The 12,776-nt window shown below is 54.3% G+C and carries 8 protein-coding genes; all 8 read right to left on the bottom strand.

Going from position 1 to position 12,776, the window contains the following annotated elements; all coding sequences use genetic code 11:
• The coding region (gene tssI / locus IQ211_RS04855; RefSeq protein WP_193836331.1) for a type VI secretion system tip protein TssI/VgrG at window positions 1-1,366 on the bottom strand (1,366 nt) is incomplete at its 3' end.
• A gap of 15 nt (window positions 1,367-1,381) precedes the next feature.
• Entirely contained in the window at window positions 1,382-2,782 is a 1,401-nt protein-coding gene (locus tag IQ211_RS04860) for a VasL domain-containing protein (protein ID WP_189759223.1), read from the bottom strand.
• Window positions 2,783-2,863: 81 nt separating this feature from the next.
• On the bottom strand, window positions 2,864-6,472 hold the full coding sequence (gene tssM / locus IQ211_RS04865) for a type VI secretion system membrane subunit TssM (RefSeq protein ID WP_189759224.1): 3,609 nt from the start codon (window positions 6,470-6,472) through the stop codon (window positions 2,864-2,866).
• Window positions 6,469-7,896: a type VI secretion system protein TssA gene (tssA, locus tag IQ211_RS04870; RefSeq protein ID WP_189759225.1), complete on the bottom strand. Its 1,428-nt coding sequence runs from the start codon at window positions 7,894-7,896 to the stop codon at window positions 6,469-6,471. Before tssA ends, tssM begins: the two co-directional genes overlap by 4 nt.
• Before the next feature lie 5 nt (window positions 7,897-7,901).
• A complete protein-coding gene (gene vasI, locus IQ211_RS04875) occupies window positions 7,902-8,570 on the bottom strand; it encodes a type VI secretion system-associated protein VasI (RefSeq protein ID WP_189759226.1) in 669 nt (222 codons plus the stop codon).
• Window positions 8,567-9,364 (bottom strand): Fis family transcriptional regulator, encoded by a 798-nt coding sequence (locus tag IQ211_RS04880; protein ID WP_189759227.1) that lies wholly within the window; start codon window positions 9,362-9,364, stop codon window positions 8,567-8,569. The genes vasI and IQ211_RS04880 overlap by 4 nt, the downstream gene beginning before the upstream one ends.
• The gene (gene tssH / locus IQ211_RS04885) at window positions 9,364-11,997 is read right to left on the bottom strand and encodes a type VI secretion system ATPase TssH (protein ID WP_189759228.1); all 2,634 of its coding nucleotides are present in this window, start codon (window positions 11,995-11,997) and stop codon (window positions 9,364-9,366) included. The genes IQ211_RS04880 and tssH overlap by 1 nt, the downstream gene beginning before the upstream one ends.
• A gap of 9 nt (window positions 11,998-12,006) precedes the next feature.
• The gene (gene icmH, locus IQ211_RS04890) at window positions 12,007-12,774 is read right to left on the bottom strand and encodes a type IVB secretion system protein IcmH/DotU (protein WP_223281665.1); all 768 of its coding nucleotides are present in this window, start codon (window positions 12,772-12,774) and stop codon (window positions 12,007-12,009) included.
• Between the last annotated feature and the right edge of the window lie 2 nt (window positions 12,775-12,776).

The raw sequence follows: 12,776 nt of genomic DNA on the forward strand, positions 1-12,776 counted from the left end.
AGAAGATTTCTTCGCCGGCCGGCCCCACGACCTTGGCGATTTGCGGGCCGTCGATGACCGGTTTGGGCAGTGGCGTCGGGCGCCAGTGCTGGTTATGGCGGATAAAGTGGAAGTGGCTGTGCAGGGTAGTGCCCGTACCGCTATTGGCGGTTTCCAGCGCCTGGGGCTGGCTACCGGTATGACAGGCGCCCACCACCTGCCACGGCTGATTCAGATCGGCGCGCGGGTGGTTGCTCAGGGTGAATAATTTGCCTGGCTGAATGGCAATGGCGTTACCGCGGCCCTGACCGGTCAACGCGTTGTTACGCAGGGCTTCCAGCCGGTAACGGGTAAACTCTTTCCCGTGCGCCTCATCCTTAAAACGCCCCGGGTAGTCGTAGTGCTCGTAGTAGCTTTCCTGCAATGTCTCTTCTTTCATCTGCGCCCGGAACTCGGCCGGCCAGGCCGGGTTTTTGAAGGTGTAATCTTTCAGTTGCACCTGGGCCGGCCGCACCTGGGCGCGACAGGTCAGGCTGCTGATGGCGGGGTCCCCCACGGTACTCGCGTCCCCCGGCTGATAAGGGAACACCGGGCCCGGCGGCACCGAGCCGGCATCATCGGCAAACACCAGGGTGTTACGCCCGTTGCCACATTCAAAGAAGTAGAAAATCCCCTCTTCCGCCGTCAGCCGTTGCAGGAAGGCAAAATCACTTTCCTGATATTGCACACAGAATTCCCGCTCCGGGTGGGCGTGGCGCAGACTGAAAACGACATCACGGATACCGTGCTCTTTCAAAATCGTGGTGATAATGGTCACAATGTTCAGTTGCTGGAAGATGCGCGAGTTTTGCCGCAGCGTGGTGCGCCACAGGTCAGGACGAATACACATCTGGTAAGTGGTCTGGTGCAACCCGGTATTTCCCTGTTCAAAGCTGGCGACCATTCCGGTGATACTGCGGCTTTCTACCCCCTCCCGGGTGATGGTCAGGGTGGCGGCGCGGTCGAGTACGGCCGGAAAGTCGAGGGACGGATCGGCACTCGCCAGCCCCACATCCAGCGTGAACGGCTGGGAAAAGTGTTCATTCAGGGTAAAATCGGTGACGACAAAGGTCTGCGGCGGCAAGCCGCCCGCCGTCAGGGTAAATTGCAGGCCACTCGGATTACTGTCCCCCCCGCCAAGCAGCCCCTGGCTGGCTTTTTGCAGCGCGCTGAGAGCGGCATGCTGGCCGCTGGCAGCCCGTTCGGCCAGTCCCGGTCCACCGGTGGTAGCGGCCCCGACCGGCCCCGCAATCCCCGTCGTCGGCAAGGCCACGCGGGTGGCGGACGCGCCCTGCTGAAGCAGTGACTGCCCTTGCTGTAGTGTCGTCATGTGTTTTTTCAATGACATCGGAAGTCTCCCGGATTAATGCCCGCCGTCCTGTGTCACGGCAGGCGTCTGGTCTTTGGCCGGATGGTCGGCCGCCTGAGTGTGATGACTTGCCCGTTGCTCGGTCGCCTGACGCAGCCGGTCATAGCGGCCGAGCAGGGCGTTAAAACGGTCATCAATGCCTTTCAGCAGAACCGGTGGCGCCCGTTCCCCTTTGGCCGCATAGACGCTCAGCTGGCGCAACTGTTCTTCCAGCGGCACGTCACTGCCGTGGCTGCGCTGGATGTCATAGATAGCGGTTTTCAGGTAGGACAGGGTGAAGCTGCCACGGGTACGCTCCTGCAACAGGATTTTGTCCGCCAGTTGCTGAAGCTGGTCGCGGGTGGCATGCCAGCTGCCGGTGAGCGGTACGCTGTCAATTTGGGCCGCCACCTGCTGCTGCCAGTGGCGCGTTGCCTGCTGCTGGACGGGGGATTGCGGCCACTGCTGTTCCGCGGTTGCCGTCAGGCGGCGGGCCGTCTCCCAGGTCGCCCGGGGCGAGGTTTCTGCCAGCTGTTCCAGCTGGCGGGTATAGCTGGTCAGTTCCGGCTGATACAGCCACGCCAGTCTGGCCCCCGCGGGGTGGTCGGTGATGGCCTGGAGTTGTTGTTGCAGGGGCTTGTAGCACAGCAACCAGCCGCCCGCCAGGACCAATAAACCCAACAGGGCGCCCAGGCCAAAGCCCTGCCACGCCGTGAGTCCCTGCGGCGGGTGTTCAGGAAACTGAACCCGCACCCGCGGTTGATTATCGGGGACAGGCTGCGGATCATGGCGCAGGGGCGGCGGGGGCGTTTCCGGCTCGGCGTCCGACTGGGACAGGTAGACCAGCGGCGGCATCTGCACCGGTTGTGACACCGGTTTCGCCGCCTGCCGCGGTTTTTCCAGTTTTTTCGCCGCGTTCTGGAAGAACCACAACAGGTTTTCCACCCGCGGCAGGCGTTTCAGGTCGGACTGCTGCAACCGGTCGATAATCAGCTGAAGGGCCCGTTCGGCGCGGTAAATCATCCGCAAGTCGCTGGCGGCAAAATCCCACTGACGCAGCACACTGCCAGTACGGGCATGGAACCACTCCAGCAGGTCAGTACGCACCTGCGGCTGGGCCGGCCACAGGGTGTCCCATTCACTGACGATAACCCCCGCCAGCAGTTCACACCCCTCGGTGAACCCCGACAGCCCGTTGAGTTGCATCCGCGCCAGGGTGTAGTAAATCGCGGTCTGTAAATCGACCCCGTTGGTTTTGAACAGCGTCAGGGACAGGGATTCCACCAACGGCCAGTTCACTTCTGGCTGCGCCGGATGGCTGGTTTTATTGATTTCATCACGGATAACGGCAAATTCCGGCAAATTCAGCGGACTGCCGCCGGCCCGGATGATAAGGTTTTCAGGCTGTTCGCTCATCTTCTCGCTTTTCTCCTTACAAAAACCCCTGCCCGAAGGCAGGGGGCGGGGTGGCTCTTAAAACGGATGCGCTGCCGGCCCCTAATACAGGGTGTCCGGCAGTTTGAACTGGCTGAATAGCCCGCCGGCAAACGGGTTATCCGATTCATCCACATAGATGCGGTAGGTCATCTCGCCATTATCGACACTGAAGCGCACATCAAAGAAACCGGGCTGGACGTTAGTCAGCTTGCCGCTGTTAATCAGCCGCAGCTGGGCCCACGGGCCGCTAAAGCTGACCGCGCGCGGCGCCTGATTGCTTTTCGCCGGCATCAACGTCAGCTGGCTTTCCGTGCCGGCACGCATCGAGTTGGGCCAGACCAGACGTGCCACATTGCTGCGCCCGTGGGAATAATCCACCAGCTGGCCGTCCAGATTCAGCAAGGCCCGACGTTTGTTGCCACTCAGGCTTATCGGCTCCACGGCAAACTGAGTACCGAGGCCGTTTTGAGGGGTAAAGAAGGTAGTGCGGATCCGGTTCGCCACCGCCAGCTGTTTCATGACATCGGAACGGATCAGCATCTTGCCGTCGGTGCCCGTCGTCAGGTTGTTTTCCACAAACGGTTTCAGGCTTTGCTGATAGAAAGCGTCCAGCGTCCCGCCCGGCCGGAAGAAACGGTCAAACTCGCTCAACGGCACTTCTTCACGGGCATGCGGGTTGAACGGATAGCGCCCCGCCAGATAGGTTTTGTACTGCCTGACCACCGTGTCGTTCCATTCCACTTCCAGCGAGCGGACCGCCTCCATCATCACCACGCGCCACGCCTGTTCAGCCAATTCGCCCACCCAGCGGTTCAGCGGCTCCGGCAGGTTCTTCGCCATCTGCTGCACTTCAAAAATGGCGTCACTGTTGTTCTTGTCCAGACGCATCTGAACGGCCTGCAAGGCGGCCTTACCCGGGACCGGTGAGTTCTGGATCGCCAGCAGGTAACGGTGCAGGGCCATCAGTTTTTGGTAAACACTTTGCAACGTGCTGCCCTTATCCCCATGCTCCACCAGCACCCCCGTTTCCGGGGCAAAGTCGCGGCTAATGCGGTTTAACAGGCGGTAGTCTTCTTTTAACGTCAGCGCCTGTTTTTCCTTGTCACTCAGCGAGTTGTTTATCAGCGGCGGCGTGGTGTTGTCGCTCAGGATTTGCAGCGCCCGCTTGAGGGGCTGCTCACCACTGATCACCTGTTCTATGGCACTGATAGCTTGCGGCAGGTCATCAAAGTCACGCACTTCCAGGTTGTTCATCGCGGCCCGCCAGGTCGCGGTGTATTCAGCCACGTACAGTTCGGTGATTTCGCGCTGGATCCGCGACTGATCGGTGTCACTGTACTTATCGTTCACCGGTGACGGCGCCTGTTCGCCGTATTTCTCCGAGCTGTTATTCTTGATGTTCAGCACCCAGCTATCCATTGCCGTCAGCTCCACCAACTCATTGCCCTGCTGGACGAAATAATCCATCAAGCCGTGGCGAGTCAGGAATTGCGGCACCACCAGCCGTTTTTCGTTGCTGGCTACAAACACACTGTCAAAGCTCGGACCAATCTGGTCGCGCAAGTTGATCGGCGCAGGCAGAGCGTCCTGAGCCTTGATACGCAGGTTCTGGTACACCCGCTGGTTGACGGAAAGCGCTTTCAACTCCTGTTGCGCCTGCCGGATCGGTTTGACAAACGGGACGAAGCGATCTATTGCATCCTGTTCACCGTTATCCCGTTTTTCCTTCCAATCCGTCCGCTCCAGCGCGTAGTTCAGGTGAGTCAGCAATGCCTCCTGCACATCACGCTGACCGTGGAACGCCTTGCTCCAGCGTTCACGCATATATTGAGCCACCAGGCCACTGTTACGCTTGCTGGCGTCTTCCATCATGCGCATCACACGCAAGATCTCAAGCTTCGCTTCACTGCCAGCCGGAGCCTGATTTAAATCATCCAGTAATCCCAGCATCAATGCCGGCAGGAAACGCTGCTCCAGCAGTTTCAGGTAGGTGCCTTCCACATACGGCCCGACTCCGCCCCCCTGGTATAACGCCATGTCAGTCAGGAAGGATTTGTTGTCGTGATAGTTACCGTAAGCCAAGGTAGCATCCCGAATGGGGTTAAGCAGCGGCAACTGGAGGTTACCGTAACGGTCATCCCCTTTCGGTGGCGGGACGGACAAGAAATTTTTCGCCTGCGCTAACACTTCTTCACCGGCCCGGTAGTTTTTCTGGTAGAAGTAATGCCAGCCTCCCCACATCGCCAGAATGACCGATGCACTGATCACGGAGAAGGTATACAACTGGCGCCGATTGCGGCTCAGCCAGATGCGGTTTTCCGCCGCCAGGTTAGGCTCGGCCAGCAAGACATTTTCGAACAGCGAATGGGTGAAGTACGGCAGGGTATCGCCCGCCGGCCAGGTCGGGTACGCCTGCGATCCCAGGTGATACTGGGCCGAAGCGGACTGGGTGAACAAGTCATCCATCTGTCCCCGCTGATGAGCTGATGTCAAATAGACACCACGCAAAGTGGGGCGATGGTGTTCATCGTTATACAGAATATCTTCCAGCATCTGAGTGACATAGCTGTACAGCCCCTGAATCTGACGGGTAAAACTGAACAGGGCGCGGCGCTGGTTGGCGTCCACATTGTTCAGCATCATGTCCGGCATCGCCACATTCAGGTTGTTCATCCACTGTTTCCAGAATGCTTCCAGTTCACTGCGCCACGCTTTTTCATCGCGGTTATTCAGGCTGAAGGTCACACCCAAAATCTGGTCACGCAGTTTGCGATCCAGGGACTGGTACATCGCCTCAAAGCCGTGCAATAAATCAATCTTGGTCATCACCAGATAAAGCGGTAACTGACTGTGGAAAGTCAGGCGAATATCTTGCAGGCGCTGGTGGATCTCCCTCACATAGCGTTCGCGCTGTTCACGGCTATCAGACATCAGACGCAAAGTATCCACGGTCAGGATAATGCCGTTGAGAGGCTGGCGCTGACGGTTTTCAGCTAACCAATTCAGCAAGGCTTCCCACAGACGGCTATTGATTTGCGGTTTGTCGCTGTTAAGCGGGACGGGCTGGTCAATTAACTGGCCTTTCGGATCGATGATGACCGCTTTTTCCCCTAACCAGCAACGCAGCATCAGAGGCACCTCGCCATCCTGACGCAAATATTCCGGTGCCGCGATTTCAGAGAGTTTATAACCCTCCTTGATCAGCGAGGATTTACCACTTTTTTGGCTCCCGACGATGATGTACCACGGACGTTCATACAGGTAATTGTACGAATCCAGATGGCGTTGTAACTGGGATTTCCAGTGATCGAGATAGCGATCTTGATGTTCAATATCCACCCGTACCGGATCAACCACTTTCAGTTCAACGTCAAGATTCAGTTTTTCCAGTGTCCGCAAGCGACGCCATGCTTTTATGCCAACCCAGAACACGACCATCATGACAATGATAATTGTTGCCAGCCAGCGTGCCGCGAGGCTTTCCAGTGGATAATCGTTGCGCAGTTTCCATTCCGGCCCCCACCACCAGACCGCAATTAACAGCAAGCAGGGGATAAGCGCCAGAATCAGTGCCATCAATGCCTTGAGGCGTGGCAGAGATTTAAACTTTGCCAGTGTTGGCAAGGCTGATTTCAATGGAGCCAAAGATGACAAAGAGGGCCATTTCATGGGTTAACACTCCTGTTTGAAGCCGTATCCTTGAGAGGAGAAGGGAGTTTTTCAGCCAATAAAGCCAGCAGGCTGGGTTCCCATTGAGTAAGTTGCATGTGTTGTCCCGTGTGTAACAAATTCCGGTAATGCTGTTGAGCCAGTGCGGTCATGCCGGCTTCTTCAAGCAATTGGGCGTTGAGCCATTGACCATAGAATTGATCCCGTGGCTCCGTTAACTGTTGCTGATGTTCTTCCAGCATTTTCAAGGCTGCTTCCAATCCCTGTTGCTGGAAACATTGCCAGATAGCTTCCTGATCAGCAGAAACGGAACCCTTACCCGTAGCCACAGGCTCAGGCGTGAGCCAGTCGAGGGTTTCAGGGGAAATAAACGGACTCATGTCAGAAAAACTTAAGGTTTTCAGCACGGGCAACCGTTCCAGAAAGGCATTCAGCTCACCACGAATAGCCTGAGCGACATTCCCGTACCCCAATTGCAATGCGGCTTGTGCGGCAATGACATGACCATCCAGCCAGTAAGGAGCAAGCGTCAAACTTTGCTCAATTTGCTGGAGCAATTTGTTGTCCGCCAGCGGTAATCTCGCCAAATAATCGGCTGTACGATCGGCGGAAGTGGGTGCCAAAGGGGTTTTGCCTGTTGCATTCGCCATCGGTGCCGTGGTGATGGTGTGCCATACCGCGTGACGACGCAGGGAATAACCAACAGGCAATTCGGGATGCCGTTCGCACAGCAGATCTGCGACGGTCATCAAAGTCTGCTTCCACGCTTTTTCGCTCGAACTGTTAACGTCAACGTCTGGCATCGGTGGCGTTTGCGCCATGGGTTCAGCTGAAGAGGACGCTGGCACCACAGCAGGTGCAGGCTTTGTCTCCACAGGGACGGCTTCTGGCTGACGGTTATAACGAACGCGCAGTTGGTCGATATCTTTAGCAAGCTCAGGTTCATGGGTATGCCAGCATTGCGCGAGATGTGCTAACGCGCCTTGCGCATCATCCCGTTCACTTTTGCTTGCTTGTTCAATAAAACTGCCCTGGGCGGAGTCGAAACGCTTGAGAACTTGCTGTGCCAGCCGACGTTTTAACTGTGGCTTGGTTGGCCAGGCTTTTTCCCAGTAGTTTTTGACATATTCGGTCAGCAGTTCCATTGCGAGGATCAGTTCCGCCGCGTTGCCAGCATGTTGCAGGGTACGCAGCAGATGAACCATCAACCGAAAATCTTTGCTGTTTTCACTCAATAATTGCAGTGCCTGACGCTGGATCTCTTCAACATCCAGCGAGCCATGTGACAGCGAACCAAATTTGATCATTTCGCCGTCAATGTATTCCCATGCGGGTTCGTTATCTCCCAGTGCCTTACCAATCTGTTCGTCGGACAGGGGGGCCAGCAGGGAGCCGAACCAATCGAATTGTGTTCTGATGTCCATGTCGATTACCAACGGCAAGCAGCACGTAATGGCTTCGCTGCCTGCTCCAACTGAGAAATGTTAAAGGTTATCTGGCTACCATTACTGCCTGTAATACTCATCCGATCGCTTTTCATCAGGCGCTTGATTTCTTCAATGCCCGGTAAGCCACGACTGGATTCCCATAAATAACCCTGTTCCCGCACGAACCATTCAGTACGGTATTCGGTTCTGTCTGTTGCCACCGTGACAACCCCTGACTCTACGGGCTTAGGCAGTGCCACCTGCAAGCGGGTGATACTGTCAATGCAACTCAGCATTAATACGGGACGTGGAGGAGGTACTCCAATCGCGGGCGTGGTCAAGATAATCGGTGTCGCACCATTCTCTCCCTGCGTCACAATGAAGCTGGTCGAGTAATCGGTACGTTTCATCTCCTGTTCCATCGCTTGCCGCCATAGAGGTCCCATATTTTCGATAGGGATTTGCACCGTTTTGAACTTGAGGTTATTCAACGCTTTGTCATAACATGCCAGCCGAATAAGAGGAGACGGCTCAAAGCGGCATTTATGCAACTCATCTAAATTTTGCTCTTCCTTTACCGCAACCACTTCCTTTGGTTCTGCCACCTCTGCAAGCTTGGGGTTCCCTGTCAATGAAGCGAGCAATGAACTGATAATTAAGACAATATTCATAATCTACACCCGTACTTAGCCAGTTTGTAAACCAACGTCCGCTGAGCAAGCCCCAGGCTTTGTGCGATCAATCTGGTGTCGTTGCCAAACTGACGCTGACGTTGAATCAACACGGCACTTTCAAATTCTTCTATGGCCTTTGGCAGATTATCGATGTGACTGTAATCCACGGAGATACTGCTAACTGCCGCCGGGTTTTTCGATTCACTCAGGGAAGCCAGCAATTCATCCAATTGTTTTTCTTTTTGGCGTTGAACCTGAAATACCTGGCGGATTTGGCGTAACTGTCCCCGCAGTTGTTCGAGTTCCTGCAATTTTTTCAGGCGATGTTGCATGACATGGCAATAGATGCCGAACATGTTTTCATTGTTGGTGAAATGGCGGACATTTTCGGCAAAGATAGCGATCACACCACAAGCCTGCCCGTTGCAGTCAAACAGGGGAATGCCGTACAACCCACAGTTATGCGGGAGTTCTGCAATAAACGTGCGGAAATAAGACTCGTCAATGCGTACCCCGTGATTAAGGGAATCCCAAATAGTCGGGGTTCCCTTGCGTAGTACCTGTATCAACGGGTTATTGACGTCTTCAATGTCCACCTGTAATCGACGCGAACTGGTTTGCTGAGTCTCCGGCAAGTTGTAGCATTCCAACCTGTTTTCGTTGATGTTGAGCAGGAAAACCAACAGGGCATCAAAACGCGAGCTATGGCTGACCTGCAAAAAATGGTCAACCAATTGTTCTACAGTGTCATTTTCCAATAACGCTAACGCGCTTTTCAGCCGCTGTTTCATTATTCTGCCTCCTCAACCTCTGCACGGAATTCGTGTTCAACCACGGTTAAGTGAATCGCCTTGATTGGTGTACCCGCAGCCATTTTCTGCAACAGCAGTAATGACACCGGCGGTAGCAGTGCGCCATCAATGATGGACTCCAACATACGGGCACCGTTTTCCGCGCGGGTAGCACGTTGCAGGATCTCTTCAGACACCTCATCGCTGATGGTGACTTCAGCGTTGAAACGTTGAGTCAGCAGGGTATCCAGTCGAGCCAATTTGCCCTGAATAATGGTTTTCAGCGTCTCATGGCCCAACGGCAAGTATGGGATCACTTCCATACGCGCCAACAATGCGGGTTTGAAGAATGCCGCTAATTCAGGGTAAAGCAGGTCGTTGATCTGCGCCGGCTGTTCGGCATTGTCTACGATGGTTTGATAGCCCAGGTTTGATGTCAGGAAGAACACGACGTTTTTACAGTCGATAATGCGTCCTTCTCCATCCGCCAGTTCCCCTTTGTCGAAAGCCTGATAGAACAGGTTCAATACGTCAGGGTGGGCTTTTTCCACTTCATCCAACAAGACAACTGAATACGGTTTCTGGCGAATGGCTTCGGTCAGTACACCACCTTCGCCATATCCTACGTAACCCGGAGGTGAACCGATCAGACGGGAAACCGTATGTTTCTCCTGAAACTCGGACATGTTGATGGTGGTGAGGTATTGACGGCCACCAAACATCAGTTCCGCAATTTGCAAGACGGTTTCTGTCTTACCGACACCGCTTGGTCCTACCAACAGGAATGCCCCAAGAGGACGCCCCGGACGACGCAAATCAGCCCTGGCAGTCAGCAAGTGTTTGTGCAAGCACTGGATCGCAATTTCCTGCCCCTTGATGCTTTGTCCCAAGTGAACAGGCAATTCAGTGACGATGGATAGTTCGCTTTGTGACAAGCGGTTCAATGGCACGCCCGTCCACTCGGCAATCACCGCCGCAATCTGGGTTTTATCCACATGTGGGGAAACCAGTGTTTGCTTCTGCTGTAGTTCTGCCAATCGGGTGTTGAGCGTCGCCAGTTTTTCGATCAAGGATTGTTCGTCGGCAATTTCTTCAACCGCATTTGCAACGAAAGTATCATTAGCCAGTAACTGGTGGCGCAGTTCGATAATTTGTTTCACCAACTCTTGCTGCTGTTGCCAGCTAATTTCTAACGCGGAGAGTTGCTGCTGAACGTCTTTCTGCTGGTTTTGCAACGCCTCCAGTCGCTCAGCGTGGATGTTCAATCCCATGCGTTGCTCCCTCTCCAGCACATCGATTTCCATTTGCATCTGGTGCAGTTCAGTCGTCAGCGAGGAGATCTGACGCGGTGGTGAAGTCAGATTTATAGCAACACGGGCACAGGCCGTATCCAGCACGTCAATGGCTTTGTCCGGCAATTGGCGACCGGAAAGATAACGGTCACTCAATACCGCAGAGGCTTTCAGGGCTTCATCATCAATCAGCACACCATGCGCCTGCTCGTAAATAGCACGCAAGCCGCGCATGATGACGGTTGCTTCATCCGCTGTTGGCTCAGAAACTTTCACCAGTTGGAAACGACGGGACAACGCGGCATCTTTTTCAAAATATTTCTTGTATTCGCTCCATGTGGTGGCTGCGATAGTTTTCAGCTCACCACGTGCCAAAGCCGGTTTCAGCAGGTTGGAGATATCCAATCCCCCCGCTTGATTGCCCGCACCGATCAGGGTATGAGCTTCATCAATAAACAGGATGATGGGTTTTGCCGATTGGCTAATTTCAGCCATGATGCCTTTGAAGCGTTTTTCAAATTCACCCTTAACCGCTGCCCCTGCCTGCAATGCCCCCAGATCCAATGTCATCAGTTCACTGTTGCGCAATTTTTCCGGTACGCGATCGTTAATAATGCGCAATGCCAAACCTTCAATCAGGGCACTTTTGCCGACTCCCGCTTCACCTACCACGATAGGGTTGTTTTTGCGGCGGCGACAAAGGATGTCGATCATCAGATCGATCTCGTTATCACGGCATAAAACCGGATCAAGCTTGCCCTGACGTGCCTGTTCGGTCATGTTCTGGGTAAAGCGTGCCAGCAAACTGTCACTGTTTGCCGGATGTACGCCCTGCCCATCTTGATTACTGTTGTCCGCAAAAGGCTGCTCAGCCGAACCATTCGTCCATTCTGCAAAGTTTTGGCGCAATAATTCACGGTTAATACCGGCCAGCAAACGCGCAGTTTGTGGTGCCAAGTAACGCAGCGGGCTAAATAGCAACGCAATCAGCATAACGCCGCTGCGCAGTTCGCCGTGTTGCATCTCTGTGGAAGCCAACAGCCAGCTATCCTGTAACCACTCCACCAACATTGGGGAAAAATTGGGGTAGGTCTGCACAAGCGATTGATGGTGCGTCATTACCTGATCGAGCTGTTCTTTCAGCAGATCTTTATCGATGTCTGCTTTACTGAGGATGAGTCGCACATCACTGAGTGGCGTATCGATCATTTGGAGCAGCAGCTGCGCAACCGTAATTTCAGGTTGTTGCTGGCTGACGCAGGATGCCGCCGCAGCTTCCAGTGCATGGCGGGTCATCGGGTTTAAACGATTTACAAGGGTAGGCAGATCAATCTGGATCATGGCGACTTCCTATCTTAATAAGTTACTTAGCTGCTTTAATATGTCTTGGGTCTGATCACCGAGGCGAATGGCATAAAAGCTGTAAACAGCCACCAGTACGCCCACGCTAATCACAAACAGGTGCTTGATAGTCCATCGTCTGCTTAAGCGATAACGCGCATTACTCTCGTTGACGTTGACATACAACGTGGTCGGCGGAGTATCCCCGCGCAGTGAGTGAAGTTGTTGCTGCAACCGACGGAACAAGCGCTCAAAGTCATCGTTTTTTTGTGTGCTGACTTTGTAGCGCCCGCGATACCCCAGACAGAGACAGAGGTAAATGAACTCCAGCAGATGCTGGTAGCGCTGTGCCTCTCCCATTAAACGTTCAAGCAATACGAAAACCTTCTCCCCTCCCCAAGTTTCATTGTGGAAGTGCACCAACAGTGATTGCTTCAACCAGCCATTCTGGCTGTTCCAGCCGTGCCCCAACGCAGTTTCATCAATGAAGGTGCACAGTACGTAACGGAATGAAACAATCGCGCCAGGCTCATAACCCTTGGTTTGCAGATACTGCTCAATGGCGCGAATGTCAGTAACAACTTGTTGGTAAAGCTTGTCTGGCAGTGCCTGATCAGTCATATCCTGCAAACGCAAGACCATCCCCAATAAAGGGGTGGCGGCATCGATCATTGGGTTGAGGCTTTCACCACGCAACGGTAGCTGGTACTGGCGCTGAAACGCTTGCAGCGTTTCAGACTTTTCCAGTGACGGACTGTCAACATTGATATCACTCATGA

The sequence above is a fragment of the Xenorhabdus griffiniae genome (genome assembly GCF_015163655.1).
Classification (GTDB): domain Bacteria; phylum Pseudomonadota; class Gammaproteobacteria; order Enterobacterales; family Enterobacteriaceae; genus Xenorhabdus; species Xenorhabdus griffiniae.